The organism is Streptomyces sp. R41 (assembly GCF_041053055.1).
GTDB lineage: Bacteria > Actinomycetota > Actinomycetes > Streptomycetales > Streptomycetaceae > Streptomyces.
This window is the reverse complement of sequence record NZ_CP163443.1, coordinates 3160236-3184720: the sequence shown is the minus strand read 5'-3', so window position 1 is coordinate 3184720 and position 24485 is coordinate 3160236. Positions and strand designations below refer to the sequence as shown.

The window sequence follows — 24485 nt, the reverse complement described above, 5'->3', positions numbered from 1 at the left end:
CATGAGCCAGCACTCCGCCGACCAGGCCCCGAACTCCGCTCTCGCCACCGTCGCCGGCCACCGCGACTGGTGGCGCGACGCGGTGATCTACCAGGTCTATCCGCGCAGCTTCGCCGACAGCAACGGCGACGGCATGGGCGACCTGGAGGGCGTACGTTCCCGACTCCCGTATCTGCGCGACCTCGGCGTGGACGCCGTGTGGCTGAGCCCCTTCTACGCCTCGCCGCAGGCCGACGCCGGCTACGACGTGGCGGACTACCGGGCCGTCGACCCCATGTTCGGCAACCTCATGGACGCCGACGCCCTCATCCGCGAGGCCCATGAACTGGGACTGCGGATCATCGTCGACCTGGTCCCCAACCACTCCTCCGACCAGCACGAGTGGTTCAAGCGGGCCCTGCGCGAAGGCACCGGTTCGCCGCTGCGGGAGCGCTACCACTTCCGGCCCGGCAAGGGCAAGAACGGCGAACTGCCTCCCAACGACTGGGAGTCCATCTTCGGCGGCCCGGCCTGGACGCGCGTGGCCGAGCCGGACGGCACCCCCGGCGAGTGGTACCTGCACCTCTTCGCGCCCGAGCAGCCCGACTTCAACTGGGACCATCCCGCCGTCGGCGACGAGTTCCGCTCGATCCTGCGGTTCTGGCTCGACATGGGCGTCGACGGTTTCCGTATCGACGTCGCCCATGGCCTGGTGAAGGCGGACGGGCTGCCGGACCTGGGCGACCACGACCAGCTGAAGCTGCTGGGCAACGATGTCATGCCGTTCTTCGACCAGGACGGCGTGCACGCCATCTACCGTCAGTGGCGCACGATCCTCGACGAGTACGCCGGTGAGCGGATCTTCGTCGCGGAGGCGTGGACCCCGACCATCGAGCGCACCGCCAACTACGTGCGCCCCGACGAGCTGCACCAGGCCTTCAACTTCCAGTACCTGGGCACCCATTGGGACGCGGCCGAGCTGCGCTCCGTCATCGACCGCACCCTCGACGCGATGCGGCCGGTGGGCGCCCCCTCCACCTGGGTGCTGTCCAACCACGACGTGACCCGGCACGCCACACGCTTCGCCAACGAGGCCGGGCTCGGCACCCAGATCCGCACCGCCGGCGACCGGGAGCTGGGGCTGCGCCGGGCCCGGGCGGCGACCCTGCTGATGCTGGCGCTGCCCGGCTCCGCCTACCTCTACCAGGGCGAGGAGCTCGGCCTGCCGGACGTCGTGGACCTGCCGGACGAGGTGCGTCAGGACCCCGCCTACTTCCGGGGCGCAGGCCAGGACGGGTTCCGCGACGGCTGCCGGGTGCCGATCCCGTGGACCCGCACCGGCTCCTCGTACGGCTTCGGCAGCGGTGGCAGCTGGCTGCCGCAGCCCGCCGAGTGGGCCGAGCTGAGCGTGGAGGCGCAGACGGGGGCCGAGGGCTCGACCCTGGAGCTGTACCGCAGCGCGCTCGCCGCCCGGCGCGCCGAGCCCGACCTCGGCGCGGGCGACTCCGTCACCTGGCTGAAGGCGCCCGAGGGCGTACTCGCCTTCCGCCGCGGGGAGTTCGTCTGCACCGCGAACACCGGGGGCGAGGCGGTGGCCGTCCCGGCGTACGGCCGTGTCCTCCTCGCCAGCGGCGAGGTGACCCTGTCGCAGGACGGTGAGGCGAAGCTGCCCGCGGACACGACCGTGTGGTGGGCGGCCTGACGCACGCAAGTTGCCCATTCTGGTTACCGACTCCGGTGGGGCCTTCGCATAGGAGGAGGGCCCCGCAGGTGATCCCCCATGCCGTGGAAGCCCGTCCCCTGCACCAGCCCCTGGTGCAGGGGGCGGGGCTGACTTGGGGTGGACTCTGCGCCGGGCACCAGCGGGAAGCCGAGCGGCATCGCGGGACGAGCGCGTAGCGGGGCTATGACACGCGTTGGCAGCGCATCAGGCGACGCTACCCGACCGGGCGGAGCGCGACCTTTCGGAGTGCGGGTTCATGGTGACCGCTGAGCGCGGCACCGTGAAACAGAAGGGTTGGGATCCCACGTCATGTTGCCGGATGAGGTGACCGACCGCCAGTTCCACCTTGCTTTCGGGCAGGGGAGGGCGAATCGCCGCCAGGGCGATTCGGCGTTCCGGAAGGTACGACGCTGAGGCCGACCTCAAGCAGATGCAGCATCTCGGAGTTGAGGGACCGCCGGTCGGTCTGTGCCTGAGTGGTCAGCCGGTCGTGCAGGTCGTCAGGGATGCGAAGCGTGAACTTGATCACGCCGCTACGGTGGCGGCATGTCACGTTTCCGGATGTACCCGACGAGCGAGCAGGCGGGCATCATGCTCGACCACTGCGCGCACGCCCGGTACGTGTGGAACCTCGCCGTCGAGCAGCACTCGCACTGGTACAAGGGCCGCAAGGCCGCACCCGGCTTCGCCGAGCAGTGCCGCCAGCTCACCGAGGCCCGGCGTGCCAGCGAATGGCTGCGTGCCGGTAACGCCGACGTGCAGCAGCAGGCCTTGAAGGACTTCGCCACGGCCAAGACCGCCAAATTCACCTCCGGCTTCGGTGAGCCGACGTGGCGCAAGAAGTACGTGCACGAAGGCTTCCGTGTCATCGGCACCGACCGCGTGCCGGAGTTCGAGGCGGACGGGTCGCCGAAGCTGAACGCCAAGAGCACGCAGGTCTGGGGCCGGTCTGTCGTAGTGCAGAAGCTGAACCGGCGCTGGGCGCAGGTCAAGGTGCCCGGCTGCGGGTGGGTGCGCTTCCGGCTCACCCGCGCCGAACTGCCGAAGGCGAAGACGTTCCGAGTCACCTTCCGCAACGGCCAGTGGCACATCGCGTTCGCGGTCATCCCCGAGCCCGTCGACGCGCCCGCAACGGGCGAAGTCATCGGCATCGATCGGGGCGTGAAGATCACGGCCGCCCTCTCGGACGGGCGGAAGCTGAACTGCCCGCAGCTCACCGTCAGGGAACGTGCCCAGATCCGCAAGCACCAGCGCCGAGCCGCCCGCGCGCCCAAGGGCAGCGAGGCTAGGACCGCCGAGTACGCCAGGGTCGCCAGACTCAAGGCACGCGAAGCTGACCGGCGCAAGGACTGGTGCGAGAAGACCAGCACCATGCTCGCCCGCACCTATGGCCTGGTGCGCTTCGAGAAGCTGAACATCAAGAACATGACCGCCTCCGCGAAGGGGACGGTCGAACAGCCCGGCAAGAAGATCAAGCAGAAGGCCGGGCTGAACCGGGCGATCCTCGCCCAGGGCTGGGGCCTGCTCCGGCAGCGCACGGAGCACAAGGCTCCCGGCCGGGTCGAGGACGTCCCCGCACCTTTCACTTCCTTGCGGTGCAGCGCCTGCGGATGGATCGAGAAGAAGTCGCGCAAGAGCCAAGCCGACTTCGTCTGCGTGTCCTGCGGGTTCACCTGCAACGCCGACGAGAACGCAGCAACCAATGTCGCGGCAGGACAGGGCGGGTTCCCCGCCCCCGGCGATCAGCCGGTGCCGGAGGGATGACAGCGGCCACCGGCCGTTCGAGCGTCCGTGAACCTCAACCCACCCGGGTTGGAATCCCCCACTTTTAAGGGGGGGGAGGATGTCAATCCCACAGGTTGGCGATCACATCGCCGTTGGGAACACCGGTGTCGGCCGCGGCGGCTTGCTGAGCGGGCAGTGCGGCCAGGCCGCCGATTGCCAGCGCTGCGGTCACCAGCAGTCTGGTGACTCTTCGTCGTCGTAAGGCCATAGTGATGCGGCTCCTCTCCGGATCGGTCAACTCGAGCGGTGTGGGCGGGAGTTGACACGTGTGGAGCGTGGGACTGTTGAAGGGGCGGCGTCAATAAGGAAGTTGAAAGTTCTTACGACATCTTGCTGAAACTTGTTTGCAAGAGATACCTTCCGATCCCCCCACCCGCACGACGAAGTGCAGGAGCACCCACATGGCAAGGAAAACGCTTGCCGCCTCGTTCGCCCTCGCGGCGGGCCTGGCGGTCTCGGTGACCGTTCCCCCCGGTACGGCGGCGGCCTCCCCACCCGGCACCAAGGACGTCACCGCCGTCCTCTTCGAGTGGAAGTTCGACTCGGTCGCCAAGGAATGCACCAACACGCTGGGCCCGGCCGGTTACGGCTACGTCCAGGTGTCCCCGCCCGCCGAGCACATACAGGGCTCGCAGTGGTGGACCTCCTACCAGCCCGTGAGCTACAAGATCGCCGGCAGGCTCGGCGACGCCACCGCGTTCCAGAACATGGTGAACACGTGCCACGCGGCGGGCGTGAAGGTCGTGGCGGACACGGTGATCAACCACATGTCGGCCGGTTCCGGCACCGGCACGGGCGGCTCTTCGTACACGAAGTACAACTACCCGGGCCTGTACTCGTCCTACGACATGGACGACTGCACGGCGACGATCAGCGACTACACCAACCGCGCCAACGTCCAGAACTGCGAACTCGTCGGGCTCGCCGACCTGGACACCGGCGAGGAGTACGTCCGCAAGACCATCGCCGGGTACATGAACACCCTGCTCGGCTACGGCGTCGACGGCTTCCGCATCGACGCGGCCAAGCACATACCGGCGGCCGACCTCGCGAACATCAAGTCCCGGCTGAGCAATCCGTCCGTGTACTGGAAGCAGGAGGTGATCTACGGCTCGGGCGAGGCCGTCCAGCCGACCGAGTACACGGGCAACGGCGATGTCCAGGAGTTCCGGTACGCCTACGACCTCAAGCGGGTCTTTAACAACGAGAACCTCGCCTATCTGAAGAACTACGGCGAGGGCTGGGGGTACATGAGCAGCTCAGTCGCGGGCGTCTTCGTCGACAACCACGACACCGAGCGCAACGGCTCGACGCTCAACTACAAGGACGGCGCGAACTACACCCTCGCGAACGTCTTCATGCTCGCCTACCCCTACGGCGCGCCCGACATCAACTCCGGCTACGAGTGGTCCGACACGGACGCGGGCCCGCCCAACGGCGGTACGGTCAACGCCTGTTGGCAGGACGGCTGGAAGTGCCAGCACGCCTGGCCGGAGATCAAGTCGATGGTCGCCTTCCGCAACGCCACCCGCGGTGAGTCCCTCACCAACTGGTGGGACAACGGCGCCGACGCCATCGCCTTCGGTCGCGGCAGCAAGGGTTTCGTGGCCATCAACCACGAGTCCTCCTCGCTGACCCGGACGTACACCACCTCGCTCGCCGCCGGGACGTACTGCAACGTCCAGAACAACACGAGCGTCACGGTGAACGGCTCCGGCCAGTTCACGGCGACGCTGGGCTCCAACACGGCACTGGCGATCTACACGGGCAAGTCCAGCTGCTGAAAGCCCTTGCCGCGCATTGCAAGACTCTTGCTGTAAACCTTGCGTGAGCGATACGGTCACGCGGGCGTTCGGCACCGAAGCCGGAACGCAGCGCGGGGTCGGACCCGAATACGCCGTAATCGCTAGGAGTTCACACCTGTGGACCTGATACCGAGAGGGCCGGCGCGCCGCCGTCTGAGGCTGCGCGCAGCCGTCCTCGCCGCCGCTCTGGCCGTATCGCTTGCGCAGCCCCTCGCCGCGCGGGCCGACACCCCGCCCGCACCGCCGTCCGACGCGAAGCTTGCCGCCGAGCCGTCCCGGCACGACGACACCCGCGAGCAGTTCTACTTCGTGATGCCGGACCGCTTCGCCAACGGCGACACGTCCAACGACGAGGGCGGCCTGACCGGGTCACGCCTGTCGACCGGCTACGACCCCACCGACAAGGGCTTCTACCAGGGCGGCGACCTCAAGGGCCTGACCAAGAAGCTCGACTACATCAAGGGGCTCGGCACCACCGCCATCTGGATGGCGCCGATCTTCAAGAACCAGCCCGTGCAGGGCACCGGCAAGGACGCCTCGGCCGGTTACCACGGCTACTGGATCACCGACTTCACCCAGGTCGACCCGCACTTCGGCACCAACAAGGACTTGGAGACGCTGATCTCCAAGGCCCACGCCAAGGGCATGAAGGTCTTCTTCGACGTCATCACCAACCACACGGCCGATGTCGTCGACTACGAGGAGAAGTCCTACGACTACCTCTCCAAGGGTGCCTTCCCGTATCTGACCAAGGACGGCGTGCCCTTCGACGACGCCGACTACGCGGACGGCACCTCCAAGTTCCCGGCCGTCGACGCCGACTCCTTCCCCCGCACGCCGACCGTGCCCGCCGCGAAGAAGAACGCCAAGGTTCCGTCGTGGCTGAACGACCCGACCATGTACCACAACCGCGGCGACTCCACCTTCGCCGGCGAGAGCTCCACGAACGGCGACTTCTCCGGCCTCGACGACCTGTGGACCGAGCGTCCCGAGGTCGTCAGCGGCATGGAGAAGATCTACGAGAAGTGGGTCAGGGACTTCGACATCGACGGTTTCCGGATCGACACCGTGAAGCACGTGAACATGGAGTTCTGGACGCAGTGGGCCACCGCCCTCGACGCGTACGCCGCCCGGCACGGGCGCAAGGACTTCTTCATGTTCGGCGAGGTCTACTCGGCCGACACCTCGATCACTTCGCCGTACGTCACCCAGGGCCGCCTCGACTCCACGCTCGACTTCCCCTTCCAGGACGCGGCACGCTCGTACGCCTCCCAGGGCGGCAGCGCCAAGAAGCTCGCCTCGGTCTTCGGTGACGACTACAAGTACACGACCGACAAGGCCAACGCGTACGAGCAGGTCACCTTCCTCGGCAACCACGACATGGGCCGCATCGGGTACTTCCTGAACCAGGACAACCCGAAGGCGACCGACGCCGAGCTGGTGAAGAAGGACGAGCTCGCCAACGAGCTGATGTTCCTCAGCCGTGGCAACCCCGTCGTCTACTACGGCGACGAGCAGGGTTTCACCGGCTCAGGCGGCGACAAGGACGCCCGCCAGACGATGTTCGCCTCGAAGGTCGCCGACTACCTCGACGACGACGAGATCGGCACCGCTCGCACGCACGCGAGTGACGCGTACGACACGAGTGCACCGCTCTACAAGGAGATCAGCGCTCTCTCCAAGCTCCGCAAGGACAACCCGGCCCTCACGGACGGCGTCCAGACGGAGCGGTACGCCGCCGACGGCGCGGGCGTGTACGCCTTCTCCCGTACGGGCACCGACAGGACCGAGTACGTCGTCGCGCTCAACAACGCCGACGAGGCGAAGACGGCGACGTTCGCGACCGGTTCCGCCGACATGACGTTCCGGGGGATCTACGGGACCGACACGTCCGTCAGGAGCGACGCGGACAAGAAGGTCACGGTCACCGTGCCCGCCGGTTCGGCGGTCGTCCTCAAGGCCGCGGGCAGGCTCGGTGCCCCCGCCTCCAAGCCCTCGCTGACGCTGAAGGCCCCCTCCGAGGGAGCCACCGGCACCGTGGAACTGAGCGCCGACGTCGACGGCGGCCGGCTCAACCGTGTCGTCTTCGCCGCCCAGGTCGGCAACGGCAAGTGGCAGACCCTCGGCTCCGCCGACCACGCCCCGTACAAGGTCACCCAGGCCATCGGCAAGGACGTACCGGCCGGAACCGCCCTGCGCTACAAGGCGGTGGTGATCGACTCTGCCGGGCGCACCTCCAGCGCGACGGCCGCCAGTACGAGTGGCACCCCGCCCGCCGAAGAGGTCCCGACGGCCTCCTCGCGCGACTACGCGATCGTCCACTACAAGCGCACCGACGGCGACTACACCGACTGGCGGCTCTACGCCTGGGGCGACCTCGCCGACGGCGAGTCGACGACCTGGCCCGCGGGCCACGACTTCATCGGCCGCGACGCCTACGGGGCCTTCGCCTACGTGAAGTTGAAGCCGGGCGCCTCCAGTGTCGGCTTCCTCGTCATCGACAAGGACGGCAACAAGGACGTCGCCGCCGACCGCACGATCGACGTCACCAAGACCGGTGAGGTCTGGGTCGAGCAGGGCAAGGAGGCCGTACAGACCGAGCGGCCCGACTATCCGGCGCAGGACAAGACCAAGGCGGTCATCCACTACCACCGCGCCGACGGCGACTACACGGGCTGGGGCCTTCACGTCTGGACGGGCGCCGCGACGCCCACGGACTGGTCGAAGCCCCTGGAGCCGGTGAAGACCGACGCCTATGGCGCCGTCTTCGAGGTGCCGCTCGCCGAGGGTGCCACCAGCCTCAGTTACATCATCCACAAGGGCGACGCGAAGGATCTCTCCGCCGACCAGTCGCTCGACCTCTCGGCGAACGGCTACGAGGTGTGGCTGTTGAACGGCCAGGAGAAGTATCTGCTCCCGCAGCCCGCGGGCAGCGCGGCCGCGCTCGACCTGACCACGTCCAAGGCGGTCTGGATCGACCGGAACACGGTCGCCTGGAACGGCTCCGACGCGGCGGTGTCCACGCAGCTCCTCTCCTCGCACGACGGCTCGATCGCGGTGAAGGACGGGACGCTGACCAGCGACGACGAGCGCTGGCTCCGCCTGTCCAAGAGCACCTTCACCGACGCCCAGAAGACCAAGTTCCCCTACCTCAAGGACTACACCGCCTGGTCCGTCGACCCGCGCGACCGCGACCGGGTGCGCGAGGCGCTGAGCGGTCAGATCGTCGCCTCGCAAAGGTCCGCCAACGGCGCGGTGCTGGCGGCGACGGGCGTCCAGATCGCCGGCGTACTGGACGATCTGTACGACGCGACGAAGGCGGAGCTCGGTCCGACCTTCCGGGACGGCCGTCCCACGCTGGCCGTGTGGGCACCCACCGCCCAGAGCGTCTCCCTGGAGCTGGACGGCTCCGCCATAGAGATGAAGCGCAACGACACCACCGGCGTCTGGTCCGTCACCGGCAAGAAGTCCTGGACGAACAAGCCCTACCGGTACGTCGTGAAGGTGTGGGCGCCGACCGTCCACAAGCTCGTCACCAACAAGGTCACCGACCCGTACTCGGTGGCCCTGACCGCCGACTCCGAGCGCAGCCTGGTCGTCGACCTCGGCGCCAAGTCCCTGGCCCCGAGCGGCTGGTCGAACCTCAAGAAGCCCAAGGCCGTGGCGCTGAAGGACGCCCAGATCCAGGAGCTGCACATCCGGGACTTCTCGGTGGCGGACAAGACCGTTCCCGCGAAGGACAAGGGCACGTACCTCGCCTTCACCGACAAGGACAGCGACGGCTCCCGGCACTTGAAGCAGCTGGCCAAGTCCGGTACGTCGTATGTGCACTTGCTGCCCGCGTTCGACATCGCGACCATCCCCGAGAAGAAGGCGGATCAGGCGACCACCGACTGCGATCTCGCCTCCTACGCGGCCGACTCCGAGAAGCAGCAGGAGTGCGTGGCGAAGATCGCCGCGAAGGACGCGTACAACTGGGGCTACGACCCGTACCACTACACGGTGCCGGAAGGCTCGTACGCGACCGACCCCGACGGTACCGGGCGCACGGTCGAGTTCCGCAAGATGGTCAAGTCGCTGAACGAGGACGGTCTGCGGGTCGTCATGGACGTGGTCTACAACCACACCGCGGCGAGCGGCCAGGCCGACACGAGCGTGCTCGACAAGGTGGTGCCCGGCTACTACCAGCGGCTGCTGGCCGACGGCAGCGTGGCCACCTCCACCTGCTGCGCCAACACCGCGACCGAGAACGCCATGATGGGCAAGCTCGTCGTGGACTCGATCGTCACCTGGGCCAAGGAGTACAAGGTCGACGGCTTCCGCTTCGACCTCATGGGCCACCAGCCCAAGGCCAACATCCTGGCCGTCAGGAAGGCCCTCGACGCCCTCACCCTCGACAAGGACGGCGTCGACGGCAAGAAGATCATCCTGTACGGCGAGGGCTGGAACTTCGGCGAGGTCGCCGACGACGCCCGCTTCGTGCAGGCCACCCAGAAGAACATGGCGGGGACCGGGATCGCGACCTTCTCCGACCGGGCACGTGACGCCGTACGCGGCGGCGGCCCGTTCGACAGCGACCCGGGAATCCAGGGCTTCGCGTCCGGTCTCTACACCGACCCCAACTCCTCGACCGCCAACGGAACGTCCGCGCAGCAGAAGGCGAGGCTCCTGCACTACCAGGACCTCATCAAGGTCGGCCTGACCGGAAACCTCGCGAAGTACCACTTCACGGACTCCGACGGCAAGGAGGTCAAGGGCTCCGAGGTCGACTACAACGGCCAGCCCGCCGGATACGCGGACGCGCCGGGTGACGCGCTCGCGTACGCCGACGCGCACGACAACGAGTCGCTGTACGACGCGCTCACCTACAAGCTGCCCGCCACGACGAACGCCGGCGACCGGGCGCGTATGCAGGTCCTCGCCATGGCGACGGCCACCCTCTCGCAGGGCCCGGCCCTCTCCCAGGCGGGCTCGGACCTGCTGCGCTCCAAGTCGCTCGACCGCAACTCCTACGACAGCGGCGACTGGTTCAACGCCATCCACTGGAACTGCCAGGACGGCAACGGCTTCGGGCGTGGGCTGCCGATGGCGGCCGACAACGCCTCCAAGTGGCCTTACGCCACACCGCTGTTGAAGTCCGTCAAGGTGGGCTGCGACCAGATCGAGGGGGCCTCGGCCGCGTACCAGGAGCTTCTGAAGATTCGTTCGAGCGAGAGCGTCTTCGGGCTCGGCACGGCCGACCAGGTGCAGTCGAAGCTCTCCTTCCCGCTGTCCGGGAAGGACGAGACGCCAGGGGTGATCACCATGGAACTCGGTGACCTGGTCGTCGTCTTCAACGCGACGCCCGAGAAGCAGGAACAGACGATCGGTGCCGTGGCCGGGACGGCGTACGCGCTGCATCCGGTGCAGGCATCGGGTGCGGACCCTATCGTCAAGCCCTCGTCGTACGTGGCTGAATCGGGCACGTTCGCCGTTCCGGGTCGTACGGTGGCGGTTTTCACCCGGGCCTCGTGACAGCGCACTAATTTGGTGGGGGCAGGCCAGAACACCCTGGCCTGTCCCCATCACCCGTGCCCCGAGGGGCTGTGCGTATGGAAGGCAACGACACCGACACCGAGTCCACCGTCATGGTGGTCGACGACACGGCGGCCAACCGCTACGCGCTGGGCGCCGTGCTCAGCCGCGCCGGGCACAGTGTCGTCCCCGTGGCCAGCGCCGGTGAGGCGCTGGTCGAACTCGACGTACGGCTGCGCGCGGGCGCCCTCCCCGATGTGGCGCTGGTGGACGTCGGGCTCCCGGACATGAACGGCTTCGAGCTGTGCCGCAGACTCAAGGCGCAGCCGCCGATGGCCGCCCTGCCCGTGGTGCACTTCTCCGCCGTGTCCGCCGGGCCCGCCTACCGCTGCCGGGGTCTGGACGCGGGCGGCGAGGGGTACTTGGCGGTGCCCGCGGAACCCGAGGAGATCCAGGCGGTCGTACGGGCCGCGGTGCGCGGAGCCAGAATGCGCACGGGAGCCGAGACCCTGGTACGACGGCTGACACTGCTGTCGGAGACGATCGCCACCGTACAGACGGCGCGCTGCCTGCGGGAACTCGCCGACGCGGCGGCCGAGGGCACCGCCCGGCTCACCGGCTCGCCCGCCGCCGTGTTCGTCCTGGCCGAGGACGGCGAGCTGTACCGCGGAATGTCCCGGAGCAGGGTGCGTGCGGCGCTGCCGGACCGCGGTGCGCACGAGGCCGTGGCCCGGCTGATCCGGCACGCCACGGCCGGGCGCACCGGACTGCGCCGCACCGTGGTACCCGCCCCGCTGTGGCCCGCGGGCTTCTTCCGGCCCGGCGCGTCCGAGGACGCGCGGCTCGTGATGGCCCGGACCCAGGACGGCAGGACGCCGGTGTGCCTGGCCACACCCGCGCACGCCGACCGCGACGCGGCGCCGGAGGCCGACACCCTGGTGGCCCGGCTCGCCCGCGCCACCGCACTGGCCGCCGAGCCGCTGCTCATGTACCAGGCGGAACGCCATGTCGCGCTGACCCTGCAACACAGCTTCCTGCCCCAGGAGTTGCCCGAGATGCCGGGCGTCGACGTCGTGGTCCGCTATGTGCCCGCCTCCCGGCAGACCGAGATCGGCGGCGACTTCTACGCGGCGCTGCGCACCTCGACCGGGGTGCTCACCGCGGTCGGCGACGTCGTCGGACACTCGCTGGAGGCGGCCACCGTGATGGTCGAGATCCGGCACGCGCTGCGCGCCTACTGCGTCGAGGACTGCGACCCCGGGGTACTGGCCCGGCGGCTCGACCGGATGCTGCAGCACTACCACCCCGACGTCACGGCCACCGTCTGTCTGGCCCTGGTCGACCCGGCGAGCGGGCGGGCCCGGATCGCCAACGCGGGCCACATCCCGCCGCTGATCGTCGACGACGGCGGCACCGCCGACTACGTCGAGGCCGGCGGCCCGCTGCTCGGCCTCGGCCTGGACCGCCCTACGCCCTCCGAAGTCGTCCTGACGCCCACGGACCGGCTCCTCATGGTCACCGACGGCCTCATCGAGACCCGCGGCACGGACCTGGAGGTCTCCATGGAGCAGCTCCGCACCGCCGGGGCCGCCGCACCGCGCGGCACGGCCGCCCTCTGCGACACCTTGTTGCACTGCTTCGGCCAGGACAGGGAGGACGACATCGCGCTGCTGGCGCTGCGGCTGGGGTGAGAGTTCGCGCGCTGCGGCTGGGGTGACCTTCGCGCACTGCGGTTAGGGTGATCGGGAGATCCCTGGAACAGGAGTGCCCATGCCGCAGATCACCGTCGAGTTCTCCTCGGCGCTCGACCACGTCGACTGGCGCGGGTTCGCGCTCGAGCTGCACCCCGTGGTCGTGGAGACCGCGGCCGCGCGGCTCGAGGCGTGCAAGACGCGGACCCTGCGGACCGAGGACGACGTGGTGGGAGGGGAACCGGACGGGCAGGCGATCGTCAACGTCACGATCGCCCTGCTCGCCGGTCGAACCGACGAGACCAAGGCACGGCTCACCGAGTCCGCGCTGGAGCTGCTGCGCAAGTACATCGAGCCCACCGACGGGCTGGCGCTGCACGTGTCCGCCGAGGTGCGCGACCTCGACCCGTCGTACCGGAAGTTCGAGGCGTAGTTCTTACGCCGCCGGTGGTGAGGCCAGTGCGATCAGCCGGACGACGAGGTCGCTGAACGGCCCGTCGCCCGGCTCGTCCTTGAGCCCCTTGCGCAGCACCTCGCTCAACTCCTCGTCGTACGCGGCGCTCACCGCCGCCAGCGCCGCGAAGTCGTGCACGAGCTGCACCTCCAGCTCGCCGCGCGGAATCCGCCGCCCGTCCAGCCAGATCAGCGCCGTCGACTCGACGAGCGAGATCCAGGAGCGGATCACCAGCTCCAGACGGGCGGGCGGGTTCTCGACCTTCAGATGCGAGAGCATCTGGACGTACGCGGCCTGCCGTACGCCGTCGACCAGCGCGTTGGTGGTGGACGAGCCGACCGCGGGGCCGCCTCGCATCAGCGCGGCGAAACCGGGCCCGTGGTCGTCCACGAAGTCGAAGAACCGGCGCATCACCCGCAGCAGCCGCGCCCCCAGCGGGCCTTCCGGGGGCTCCACGAACCGGCTCGCGAGATCGTCCGACGCGCGCTGCAACGCCGCCTCGTACAGGCTGAGTTTGCCCGGAAAGTAGTGGTAGACCAACGGCCGCGAGATGCCCGCGGCCGAGGCTATTTCGTCGATGGAGACCTCGTCGGGCGAGCGTCGGCTGAACAGTTCGAGGGCGACGCCGATCAACTGCTGCCGCCGCTCGTCGACACCCATCCTGCGGCGTACCCCGGTTGTCATACGAACACCTTACCGATCGGATCCGGCCCGGAACGGGCCGGTCCGGCCACGGATGTTCACATGTCCAACACGATTCGCTCACCGCGCGCCCGCGAAACACAGATCAGCATCGAGTCACCACGCTCCGCGTCCGTCAGCAGTTCGTCCCGGTGCTCGATCTCCCCTTCCAGGACCCGCTGTTGGCAGGTTCCGCAGAATCCCTGCTCGCAGGAGTAGACGGTGCCCGGCAGCTGTGCCCGTACGGCGGCGAGCACGGTGGAGTCGGCGGGAACGGTCACCGTACGTCCGCTGCGGCGCAGTTCGACCTCGAAGGCGCCGTTGCCCTCGCTCGACGTGTGCGGTGAGAAACGCTCCACGTGGAGTGTCGCCGCCTCCGGGACGCGGGTCTCGACCGCCCGCATCAGCCCCTCCGGACCACAGCAGTAGACCGCCGCGCCCTCGGGAACGTCCGCGAACAGCGCGTCGAGGTCCGGCCGTCCGTCCGCGTCCTCGGCGACGACGATGACACTGCCGCCCCGAAGCTTCTCGATCTCCTCCAGGAACGGCATCGAGTCCCGCGTGCGCCCGCCGTACAACAACCGCCAGTCCGCGCCGTCCCGCTGGACAGCCCGCAGCATCGGCAGGATCGGAGTGATCCCGATGCCGCCGGCCACGAAGACGTACGCGGGAGCGTCCACCAGGGCGAACCGATTGCGCGGCCCGCGCACCTCGACCTCCATGCCCTCCCGCACCTGCTCGTGGACCTCGCGCGAGCCGCCCCGGCCGTCCTCGACCAGCCGGGTCGCGACGGTGTACGACGAGGTGTCCTCCGTGTCCCCGCACAGCGAGTACTGCCGTACGAGCCCCGACGGCAGCACCAGATCGAGGTGCGCGCCCGGCTCCCAGCCCGGCAAGTCCCGCCCCTCCAGGCGCAGTTGTACGACCCCGTCGGCAACCCGCTCGTGCCGGGCGACCAGCAGCCGCAGCGCCCGGGAACGCGGCCGGCCGGAGACGGGGTTCTCCAGGGCGGGCAGCGGCCACAGCGGCGAGGCCTCGATCCGGCGGCGCATGGCGCGCCTGACGAGCAGGGCCGCACCGGCGACGGCCACGACGGTCCGCAGCCGGGGCATCAGGCCACCCTCCGGTCCGCCGCGGTCGCCGCCGGGGAGGTGGCGAGATAGGCGACGGCCTGCTCGGTCGACCCTTCCTGCGACGGGTGATAGGCGCGGCTGAGGTAGCGGGGTATGGATTTGAGCATGTCCCCGGTCGACGGCAGCACGCCCTGCTTCCCGCTCAGGTAGAAGTCCTTGAAGCTCGCCCTGCCCGCCGCCAGAGTGGGGTCGTTCTCCATGAAGAACCGCGCCCCGCGCTGCCACAGGAAGACCAGCGCCGTGAACGCGGTCGCCCAGGTCCGCGCGCGCCGCCGGTAGCTCCCGTCGACGTGCATGAACAGCTCGAACGCCACGGACCGGTGCTCGACCTCCTCCGCGCCGTGCCACCGCAGCAGGTCCAGCATGGTCGGGTCGGCGCCGCGCCGGTCCAGCTCCTCGGCGTTCAGGACCCAGTTGCCGAGAAACGCCGTGTAGTGCTCGATGGCCGCGATGATGGCGACCCGCTCCATCAGCCACCACCTCCGGGCCTTGCCCGGCGGCAGCGTGCGGTCGCCGAGCAGCTTCTCGAAGAGCCAGTCGACCTGGGCGGTGTACGGCGTCGGGTCCAGGCCGAGTTCCTTGAGGCGGGGGAGTACCTCGTCGTGCGCCTGCGAGTGCATGGCCTCCTGGCCGATGAACCCGATGACGTCCTCGCGCAGCCGCTCGTCCCGGATGTAGGGCAGCACCTGCTTGTACACATGCACGAACCAGCGCTCGCCGGCCGGCAGCAGCAGATGCAGCACATTGATGGTGTGCGTGGCGAAGGGGTCCTCCGGCACCCAGTGCAGCGGCGTGTCCTCCCAGGAGAACGACACCTTCCGGGCCTTGAGCGGTATCCGCTCGGACTCGACGGGCCGGGGCAGCCGGGCCTGCTTGTTAGACATGGTGTCAATGTACTGACGGGTAAGTCCGTGGGGAACCCTCATGCAGCGACGGACTCGCAGGCGTGCGGCGGGGGTTTGCGGAGACGGACTCATGGGTTCCGTACAACCAAATCCACGGCACACAGGTCACTTACGCGCCAACCCGCACGAACGCCAACAGGAGACCCTTCGGTGCACCTGCCCCTCAGACGTGTCCTCGCCTGTGCTGCCACGGCCGCGCTCGCCGCCGGCGGTCTCGCGCTGACCACCTCGCCCGAGGCCACCGCGGCCCCGGCCCAGCAGCTCGCCGACGACTTCAATGGCGACGGCTACCGCGACGTCGTCCTCAATCTGCCGTTCCACTCCACGTCGACACGGCACCTGAGCGGCGCGGCGATGGTGCTCTACGGCTCGGCGAGCGGCCTGAGCAGCACACACCGCAAGCTGATCACCCAGAACACCGCCGGGGTGCCCGGCACCGCCGAGTCCGTCGACTGGTTCGGCCATGCCTCCACGACCGGCGACTTCGACGGCGACGGCTACGCCGACCTGGCCGTGTCGGCCCCCCGTGAGGGCTATGTCTCCGGCGACACCACCTGGACCGACGCCGGCCAGGTGACGCTGATCTGGGGCGGCCCCGACGGCCTGACCCACCACGGTGGCACCACCGTCAAGCTCGGCACCCCCACGGCCGATCGCCAACTGGTCGGCATCGACCTCGCCTCCGGCGACTTCAACGGTGACGGCAAGCGGGACCTGGTGGTCGGCAACGGCCGCGGCGGCGAGGCCGGAACGCTGCTGCTCGGCCCCTTCACCCGCACCGGTTCGGCCGCGTCCCGCAAGCCGCTGGGAGTCGCCACCGGTACGCCCTACTACGCCGAGACCATGCTGGCCACGGGGGACCTGACCGGCGACGGTGTGACCGACCTGCTGGTGTCGTGGGACACCGGAACGCTGGATACGACGCAGGGGATCCATGTGCTGCGCGGCGGCTCCGGGGGACTCACGGACATCGGCGTGCTCAAGGACGCGGGCGGCAGCCAGATCAACCACCGCGAGAGCGAGCGCCTGGCCATCGGCGACCTGGACCGCGACGGCCGCGACGACGTGGTCGTCCCGCAGCCTTTCGCCCTGGACCACAAAGGCGAGTTCCTCGTTGTCTACGGCGGCACGAACGGCCAGGACCCGGCTCGCAAGCCGGTCCACTTCAGCCAGGACACGCCCGGTGTGCCCGACAGCAACTCCGACGTCGGATCCGACCACTTCGGCAAGCAGGTCGCCGTCGGGGACGTCAACGCGGACGGCTACCTGGACGTGATCGCGACCAGCCCCGGCGAGAACCACAGCAACCTGTCCGACCCCGGCAAGGTGACCGTCCTGCGCGGCGGCCCCGGCGGGCTGACCGGCAGCGGCGCCACTGCGTTCACCCAGAACACGCCGGGGGTGCCCGGCGAGTCCATCCGGTACGGCGGCTTCGGCAGCAGCGCCAAGGCCACCGACGTCAACGGCGACGGCCGCGCCGACGCGCTGATCGGCGTCTTCACCGTCCACCCCGGAGGCGCGGACGGCTACACCGGCGGTCTGTGGGCGTTCCCGGGCAGCGCCACGGGCACCACGGCAACGGGCTCCAAGGCCTTCCCGCCGACCAGCCTCGGCTTCGCGGACACCAGCATGTTCGAGGTGGGCAAGTCCTTCAACCGCTGACGAACGGCCGGGCCTGAAGGCCGCGACGCGCCGCGACTAGCGCAGTCCGCTGATCTGCCTGCCGTCGCTCAGCGTCCCCTTCAGGCCCGCCTGCACGCCCTGCTTGGTCCGTACGGCCAGCAGGTTGCCCTGGGACGCCCCGCGCGCCCCGCCCGTCGCCCGGATCGCGTCGGTGTCCCGGCTGCCCGCCGCCAGCAGGTACCAGGACCCCGACGCCGACTTCCACAGCACCCCGGCCAGTACGTGGGGGTCGCGCGAGCCGCACGCGGGGGAGTTCTCGGCCTTCGCGGCGACCGCCCCGTACGCGCTGCCCGGGGTGTGGAACTGGGCGAGCACCCGTGTGCCGCCGCCCCGCCAGGTGTCGGCCCGGGTGCACACCCACTCGGCGCTGCCGCTCGCGTCGGGCAGCGGCTGCTCGGCGTACTGCCAGGCGTTCACGGACCGCACGCCCTGGGAGCGCACGGAGGCGAGGGAGCAGGCGAAGGGCGACCAGTTGCGCAGGGCCGCGGCGCCGGACGTCTCGCGGGGTGCCGAGGGGCGGCCCGAGGTGAGGTGGGCCGGGGTCAGCTCGCCGAGGTCGGTCATCAGGTGGGTGCCCTTGCCGTCCTTCAGCTGGAGCACGTTCCACGAGGCGCAGGCGCCGGTCCGCTGGGCCGGGCTGGCCAGCGGGGAGGTGACGCCGTCGGCCGAGAGGGTGAGGTCCATCGCTCCGGAGGACGGCTTCAGCAAGTCTCGCTCGGCGGCCTTGGTCACCCAAGGAGCCGTCAGATAACGGACGTTGCCGTCGGCCCGGTCCAGGACCACCGCGTCCGCCTCGGCCCCCCTCGCCCCGTCGACGCGCGCGAAGTCGAGGGCCGCCCCGCTCGTGCCGTCCTTCGGCTCGGCGTACCGCGCGATGCGCAGACCGTCGTACAGGATCACCACTCGCGCCTGGTCGACATCGCCCGCGTACAGCAGCTGCGGCGGTCCGGGCGGGGCGCCCGACGGGGTGCCGGGCGTCGCCGAGACCTGCACGGACTCGCCGGGCCGGGCCCACACGGCGAGGGCGCGGCGCAGCAGTGCGGTGTCCTTGACGAGGTTGCCGCGGGCCGGCCACACGGAGAAGTCGGTGCGCGCGGAGGACTCCCAGGCCGTGGCCGCCACCCTGGTCAACCGGGCTGGATTCAGGGCGGCTTCGGCCGCCGGATTCTGCGCGTACGAGGGTGCCGCGGCGCCGTCGGGGCCCCACCCGTCGCCGGGCAGGCCGAGCAGAGCGCCGCACACGGCCACCGCCGCGGTGGCGGCGAGCGCGGCCTTCATGTGCTGCCTGCGCCGCATCAGGTCGGTGGGCCGGGCGTGCAGTGAACAGGGGTCGAACTCGGGGGAGTCGAGGAGGGAGTCCTGGGCCTCGACACCACCGGCCTCGGCGAGCGCCGCACGCGGGTCCCCGACCCCCACCGCCGTCAGCACCTTCCGTACGTCCGCGTCGGACAGCTTCTCCAGCCCGCGCAGCACATACGCCGCGCGGGCGGGCGCGGAGAGCGCGGACAACCGCTGGTCCAGGGCGAGTTCGTCGGCACCGCCCGAGCGCGGGAAGAGCCTGAGGCCCCACACCTGGGGCAGCAGCGGCGGAAGCTGGGACCGCTTGGGCCACGCCCGCCGTTTCAGCGGCAGGCCCGCCTCCAGGGCCGTACGTACCACCTGGAGGCGTACGAAGGTGTAGCCCGGGTCGCCGTCGCGGCCGTCGGCGGTCTGCTGGGCCGGGATGACCGACGCGTCACCGGACGTACGGCCCCGGGGCAGTGCGCGCTGGGTGAGGGCGTGCGCGGTCAGCACCCGGCGGTTGCGGCCGAGGCTCGGCGGCAGCACCAGATAGGCGAGCCGGACCAGCCGCGGATAGTGCTCGACGAGCGCGGCCTCGGCCTGCTCGACGTCGACGACCGGTCCGGAGGCGGGTGCGGGGCGCGGGGCTACATCCTGTGACTGCACGTTCAGCAAAACGAGCGAATCGGTGGATGGTCACCTGTTCCCCCGGAGAGTTACTCCTCGGGCTCCACGAGCAGCCGTGCATAGTTCGCCATCGACCGCTGGTAGCGCGGCAGATGGGGCGCGAGGGCGCCGAGGACGAGGGAGAGGCCCTCGCGGTCGCGGCCCAGGCTGGACAGGCAGAGGGCGAGACAGGCGCGTATCGCGTCGTCCAACTCGTCGGAGGGTGCGTCGAGCTCCGGGGTGAGGAGCTTGACCCCCTCGTCCGCCTGTCCGATGTTCCGCAGCGAGCTGGAGAGCTGGATCTTGGCGCGCCGGCCCTTGTAGCCGCTGAGGCCGCGTGCGAGCGCCTCGCGGTACAGGGGCGCGGCCTTGTCCGAGTGGCCCGTCGAGTCCCAGGCGCTGGCCTGCTCGAACGGCCTGAGAGGGCTGTCGGCGGGCAGTTCGGCCACCAGCGCGTCGATCACCGCCCGGAAGTCCGCCGCGTCCGCTTCCTCATAGTCGTCGAACGTGGCCCAGGCGGCCGCCGTACGCTCTTCCCAGTCTTCGTTCACGTGGGACACCCTCGCACACCTGTGCCCCCGGTGGCTTCGGCTTCACGCCGCCGAACAGCGGTCGATTGAGCACGGGGCGCCCGGGAGCCGTATCGAAGGCAGAGTCCCCGCCGGGGCTCTTATCGGCGTGAGCGCCGACAGGTACCGGAGGAACGTATGAGGTTGACACGCGAGAAGCTTCTGCCCGTGGCGGCCGTGGCCCTGCTGGCGCTGACCGGCTGCGGCGGATCGGGCGACAAGGCGGCCACCGACGACAAGGTGCCGGCCACCGCGACCGGCAGCCTGGAGGACCTGGCGGCCGAGGTGAAGTGCAAGCCGGACATCCAGACGGACGCCGACGAGATCCGCCAGGGCGTCTGCAAGATCAGCGACGGGAAGTTCATCCTGGCGACCTTCGCCACCGACCGCGGCCAGCGCGAGTGGCTCAACGGCGCCAAGGACTACGGCGGTTCCTACCTCGTCGGCGCCAAGTGGGTCGCCGTGGGCGACCAGAAGATGGTCGCGACGCTGCGCGGCCAGCTCGGCGGGACCGTGGAGGAGGGGGCCTCGCACCACTCGGGGAGTAGCGGTGGTGGGGGAACCGAGACCGAGCACTCCGGTCACCACAGCGGCTGACCGCGCAGGACTTGGGGGTCTTTCCGAATTGACGAAGGCCGGTGGTGGGAGATCCCACCACCGGCCTTCATCAGTGGGGCACTACTACTTGCAGCGCTGGCCGTTGTTGATGCAGTTGACCACCTTGTTCATCAGGTTCTCGTCGAAGACGTTGATGAAGTCGTCGTGGTCGGTGGCCGGCTTGTGGAGCTGTTCCGGGAAGCCGTCCACCGCGTAGGCGTTCTTGACCTGCCCGTTCTGGATGGTCGGCGCCGGCACGTTGTACACCAGGCGCATCGTCAGCTGTGGGATCGCCTTGAAGCCGTTGGCGCAGTTGCCCTGGGCGTCGGCGAAGGCCACGTGCGTACGGTGGTTCGCGCTGTCGATGTTCTGGCCGTCCCAGCAGCTCTGGAACTTGAACGAGCGCACCACACTGCTGCCCTGGGGGCAGATCGGGTACTGCGTCGTCAGCTGCACCTTGTTCTCGAAGCCGGTGCAGCTCCAGTGGGCGTTGGCGTTCGCCAGGCCGTTGGTCGTGGTCTTCGCGTCACCGGTGATGATCCGCAGGAACTTCGGCATCGCGACGACCTTGCTCTTCGGGTTACCGACGAACTTGATCTGCGCCTGCTTGACCTGCTGGATCGCGCCGACGTTGCCTTCCTTGCCACCGCCGTCGTTGTTCTGGTCGAAGTCCTGCGTACCGTTCTGGATACGCACGACCGGCCAGTAGTACGACGACTTGTCGCCCTGGTTCTGGCAGCTGGTCTGGGCCGCCGCGAACGTGTCGTTGTTGGCGAACGCGTCGTTCGACTGGTTGCCGACGTAATCGTGCAGGTGGTGCGCGCCGTTGGTCACACCGGGCGCCACGATCACGTTGTCGGTGTTGAACTTCTTGTTGGCGTTCACACCGCACAGGGTCGTGAATGTGCCGGACGAGCCGCCGGCCCGGGTCCGGGCCTTCTGGGCGACATTCGGCTGGACCTTCGTGATGTCCACGAAGTCGGCGGCTACGGGACCGTTTCCGGCCTGACCGCCATTGCCGGCCTGCTGACCGCCATTACCGTTCTGCTGGCCGCCGTTGCCGGCGGGCTGGCTGGCCGAGGCGCTCGGGGCCGCGCTGGCCGTGGCGCCGCCGTTGTTCTGGCCGCCGTTGTTGTTCCAGCCGCCGCCCGCGTTGGTCTGGGCCTGGTCGGCGGTGGTTCCGGTACAGGTGGCGAGACCGTCCAGCGAGTCCGGTGCGGTGCCGCCGACCCGGGTGATCTCCAGCTGGATCCGGTCGATGATCGCCGCGCGCCGGTCCTTGAGCGGCCCGAGCACGGAATTCTGGACGAAACTGGCGTCTCTGGCCTGTGCGTCCCGCGTGGTGGCCAGGCGCTGGTACGCGTCGGTGATCTGCTGGTCGAGCGTGGCGAGCTCGCCGTCGACCTCCGTGCGCGCCTGGTTCGGCACGTCGGAAAGCTTCTGCCCGACATCGGGGCAGCTGATCGTGGCCACCTGAGCGGCGGCGGCCTTCGTGGTGTTGGGGGAGTTGTTCTCCTCGTGTGCCGAGGCGTAGAAATTCGCCCAGATCAGCCCGCCCCCGCCGATCGCGAGAGCTGCCGACGCGGCAACGGCGCGAACGGCCAGCGGCGAACGGCGTTTTCGTATGTTGCGTCCCATGGAACTCCTCTGACTTCCTTGCGGGGCAGCGAGGCGCCCGACAGGAGTGAAGCGGCTCCATTCCATACGCAGGGGGCAGGTGAGGCGTTCAGAAACCTCGGAAAATCTTAGAAGTTCGTGAGGTCAATTCCGGCACAATGGGCTCAGAAGCCCGCGTTTCTCCGGGAGTTGATCTCCCAAATCAGGTTTGCCGACGGTTTTTGACTGATATTCAGCGACCTGATCCATCATCTGTGATCCCTCGTGCCTGATCCCATTTCAACGGGCGCCCTGATCCAAATAGGCGAGCACCGCGAGGACGCGTCGGTTGTCGTCGTCCGAGACCTCCAGGCCCAGCTTGGCGAAGATGTTGGAGGTGTGCTTCGCGATCGCCCGCTCCGTGACCACGAGTTGGGCGGCGATCGCCGCGTTCGACCGTCCCTGCGCCATCAGTTCGAGCACCTCCAGCTCGCGCGGGGTGAGCCGCCCGAGCGGCTGGTCGACGGTGGACCGGCGCGACAGCAGCTGCTGAATGACCTGCGGGTCCATCGCCGTACCGCCCGCCGCGACCCGTCGTACGGCGTCGATGAACTGTTCCGCGTCGAACACCCGGTCCTTGAGCAGATAGCCGACCCCGCCCGTGCCGTCGGCCAGCAGCTCGCGTGCGTACAACTGCTCCACGTGCTGCGACAGCACGAGCACCGGAAGCCCGGGCCGGTTGCGCCGGGCCTGAAGCGCGCACTGCAGCCCCTCGTCCGTGTGCGAGGGCGGCAGCCGTACGTCGACCACGGCCACGTCCGGCTCCAACTCGGCCAGCGCACGGCTGAGTTCGGGCCCGCTCTCGACGGCCGCGGCGATCTCGAAGTCGTACGCCTGGAGCATCCGGACCAGTCCGTCGCGCAGCAGGAACAGGTCTTCGGCTAGGACAACGCGCAAGGGATCTCCATGGTGACCATGGTGGGACCGCCCGCGGGGCTGCTGACGGCCAGGACGCCGTCGAATGTACCGAGTCGCCGCTCGACTCCGGCCAGGCCCGAGCCCGCGCCGATCCGCGCGCCGCCCTTGCCGTTGTCGGTGACCGCGATGCGCAGCATGCCGTCGGCGTGGTGGACGTCGACCCAGACGCGGTCGGCGCCGGAGTGCTTGACGGAGTTGGTGAGGACCTCGCTGACGGCGAAGTAGGCGGCGGACTCGACGGGCGCCTCCGCGCGGCCGTGGAGGCTGACGTCCACCTCGGCCGCGAGGGGCAGCCGCAGGGCCAACGCCCTTACGGCATCGCCGAGTCCACGCTCGGCGAGCACGGGCGGATGGATGCCCCGGACGAGATCCCGCAGCTCGGTGAGCGCGTCGGCGGAGGACTGCCGGGCCTGGGCGAGCAGCTCCTTCGCCTTGGCCGGGTCCTTCTCGATCAGCGCCTCGACGGTCCCCAGATCCATGCCCATCGCGACGAGCCGCGCCTGCGCGCCGTCATGCAAGTCCCGCTCGATGCGCCGCAGTTCGGCCGCCGAGGTGTCGACGGCGTCGCGCCGGGTCTCGGTCAGCACGCGCACCCGCTCGGCGAGTTCGCCCTGACCGGAGGCGAGCACCGAGCGGGTGAGCTGGAAGTGGAGGCGCAGGAGGGCCGGGGAGAGATAGTAGGCGCCGACGAGGAGTACGGCGGCGAGGGCGCCGGCGAGGAGGGCGGATCCCTGCCCCGAGACCGGGACGAAGCCGTACCACCACCCGACATATGTGCCGTCCGTGAAGACCCGCCACAGTCCCAGGGCGAGCGCGAACCCTTCCACCGGGTAGAAGACCAGCGCGGCGGGCAGCAACGCGGTGACGAACCCGGCGGTCATGTCGACCAGCAGCCAGCCCAGATCCCGCCAAGTGGCGGGGTCTGACAGCATTCCGAAACACCGCGTCCAGGGGTTGGCCCCCTCGGGGACCGGCCGGTACGCGGCCGGAATCCTCACCCCGCACCACTCGGCGGCGACGATCCGCCGTGCGTTCGCGAAGGCCCGCACGCCATTCAGCACCCAGGGTGTCGTGACGATTCCTATGCCGAGCGGCACCAGGGCGATCGACACGACGGCCAGCACGAACAGGGTGATCGATCCGGCCAGCCCCGCCACGGCGACCCCGAGCGCCCGCACCCCGGCCACGACGGCCGCGCGCCCTCGCCCCCGAACCCCGCCACTCTCCGTCTCCATACCCCTCAGTCTCACCGACCAGCCCGGCCTGGTCACTGGGCTGGGCACCCCGGCCGGGGGTGGTGCTAACAGCACCCCTCTGCTGCCGGTCCGGGCGGTTTTTTCGCCCCCTCCGCCCCTGCCCATTCCCGTACCTGGGGGCTGCGCCCCCAGACCCCCCTAAAAGATCGCGCAGTTCCCCGCGCCCCTTTTACCCACCCGCAGCCGAAA

The 24485-nt window shown here is 69.5% G+C and carries 16 protein-coding genes and 1 pseudogene; 8 read left to right on the top strand and 9 right to left on the bottom strand.

What is annotated here, in order from left to right; genetic code table 11:
• Position 1: 1 nt before the first annotated feature.
• Complete coding sequence (locus tag AB5J53_RS14865; RefSeq protein WP_369246116.1) at positions 2-1681, top strand: glycoside hydrolase family 13 protein; 1680 nt, start codon at positions 2-4, stop codon at positions 1679-1681.
• 328 nt (positions 1682-2009) lie between these two features.
• Here AB5J53_RS14865 and AB5J53_RS14860 read toward each other — a convergent pair whose 3' ends face one another.
• On the bottom strand, positions 2010-2231 hold the full coding sequence (locus tag AB5J53_RS14860) for an Arc family DNA-binding protein (protein ID WP_369246115.1): 222 nt from the start codon (positions 2229-2231) through the stop codon (positions 2010-2012).
• 17 nt (positions 2232-2248) lie between these two features.
• Between AB5J53_RS14860 and AB5J53_RS14855 the strand changes: the two genes are divergently transcribed.
• The 5 genes from AB5J53_RS14855 (at position 2249) to AB5J53_RS14835 (ending at position 12930) form a co-directional block, all read left to right on the top strand.
• On the top strand, positions 2249-3466 hold the full coding sequence (locus AB5J53_RS14855; protein WP_369246114.1) for an RNA-guided endonuclease InsQ/TnpB family protein: 1218 nt from the start codon (positions 2249-2251) through the stop codon (positions 3464-3466).
• A gap of 422 nt (positions 3467-3888) precedes the next feature.
• Positions 3889-5271, top strand: coding sequence for an alpha-amylase family protein (locus AB5J53_RS14850; RefSeq protein WP_369246113.1), 1383 nt, complete (start codon positions 3889-3891; stop codon positions 5269-5271).
• A 144-nt stretch (positions 5272-5415) separates the two neighbouring features.
• On the top strand, positions 5416-10806 hold the full coding sequence (gene pulA / locus AB5J53_RS14845; protein WP_369252235.1) for a pullulanase-type alpha-1,6-glucosidase: 5391 nt from the start codon (positions 5416-5418) through the stop codon (positions 10804-10806).
• 77 nt (positions 10807-10883) lie between these two features.
• Positions 10884-12497, top strand: coding sequence for a SpoIIE family protein phosphatase (locus tag AB5J53_RS14840; protein ID WP_369246112.1), 1614 nt, complete (start codon positions 10884-10886; stop codon positions 12495-12497).
• Between the two features lie 79 nt (positions 12498-12576).
• On the top strand, positions 12577-12930 hold the full coding sequence (locus AB5J53_RS14835) for a 5-carboxymethyl-2-hydroxymuconate Delta-isomerase (protein ID WP_369246111.1): 354 nt from the start codon (positions 12577-12579) through the stop codon (positions 12928-12930).
• 3 nt (positions 12931-12933) lie between these two features.
• On the opposite strand, the gene AB5J53_RS14830 is transcribed toward AB5J53_RS14835, so the two are convergent.
• From AB5J53_RS14830 to AB5J53_RS14820, 3 genes and pseudogenes are all read right to left on the bottom strand, one after another.
• On the bottom strand, positions 12934-13635 hold the full coding sequence (locus AB5J53_RS14830) for a TetR/AcrR family transcriptional regulator (protein ID WP_369246110.1): 702 nt from the start codon (positions 13633-13635) through the stop codon (positions 12934-12936).
• Between the two features lie 56 nt (positions 13636-13691).
• A pseudogene (locus AB5J53_RS14825) lies at positions 13692-14744 on the bottom strand (2Fe-2S iron-sulfur cluster-binding protein); the annotation flags it as partial.
• The gene (locus AB5J53_RS14820) at positions 14744-15649 is read right to left on the bottom strand and encodes a metal-dependent hydrolase (RefSeq protein WP_369246109.1); all 906 of its coding nucleotides are present in this window, start codon (positions 15647-15649) and stop codon (positions 14744-14746) included. The pseudogene AB5J53_RS14825 and the gene AB5J53_RS14820, both read right to left, overlap by 1 nt.
• A 171-nt stretch (positions 15650-15820) precedes the next feature.
• On the opposite strand from AB5J53_RS14820, the gene AB5J53_RS14815 reads away from it, so the two are divergent.
• Positions 15821-17332: an FG-GAP-like repeat-containing protein gene (locus AB5J53_RS14815; RefSeq protein ID WP_369246108.1), complete on the top strand. Its 1512-nt coding sequence runs from the start codon at positions 15821-15823 to the stop codon at positions 17330-17332.
• A 36-nt stretch (positions 17333-17368) separates the two neighbouring features.
• On the opposite strand, the gene AB5J53_RS14810 is transcribed toward AB5J53_RS14815, so the two are convergent.
• On the bottom strand, positions 17369-19300 hold the full coding sequence (locus AB5J53_RS14810) for a hypothetical protein (RefSeq protein WP_369246107.1): 1932 nt from the start codon (positions 19298-19300) through the stop codon (positions 17369-17371).
• 50 nt (positions 19301-19350) lie between these two features.
• Positions 19351-19851 (bottom strand): tetratricopeptide repeat protein, encoded by a 501-nt coding sequence (locus AB5J53_RS14805; RefSeq protein ID WP_369246106.1) that lies wholly within the window; start codon positions 19849-19851, stop codon positions 19351-19353.
• A gap of 156 nt (positions 19852-20007) precedes the next feature.
• Here AB5J53_RS14805 and AB5J53_RS14800 point away from each other — a divergent pair, with 156 nt between their 5' ends.
• The gene (locus AB5J53_RS14800) at positions 20008-20466 is read left to right on the top strand and encodes a hypothetical protein (protein ID WP_369246105.1); all 459 of its coding nucleotides are present in this window, start codon (positions 20008-20010) and stop codon (positions 20464-20466) included.
• Between the two features lie 84 nt (positions 20467-20550).
• On the opposite strand, the gene AB5J53_RS14795 is transcribed toward AB5J53_RS14800, so the two are convergent.
• From AB5J53_RS14795 to AB5J53_RS14785, 3 genes are all read right to left on the bottom strand, one after another.
• A complete protein-coding gene (locus AB5J53_RS14795; protein ID WP_369246104.1) occupies positions 20551-22104 on the bottom strand; it encodes a DUF1996 domain-containing protein in 1554 nt (517 codons plus the stop codon).
• Between the two features lie 258 nt (positions 22105-22362).
• On the bottom strand, positions 22363-23019 hold the full coding sequence (locus AB5J53_RS14790; RefSeq protein ID WP_369246103.1) for a LuxR C-terminal-related transcriptional regulator: 657 nt from the start codon (positions 23017-23019) through the stop codon (positions 22363-22365).
• Positions 23004-24275 (bottom strand): sensor histidine kinase, encoded by a 1272-nt coding sequence (locus AB5J53_RS14785; RefSeq protein WP_369246102.1) that lies wholly within the window; start codon positions 24273-24275, stop codon positions 23004-23006. Before AB5J53_RS14785 ends, AB5J53_RS14790 begins: the two co-directional genes overlap by 16 nt.
• Positions 24276-24485 lie beyond the last annotated feature (210 nt).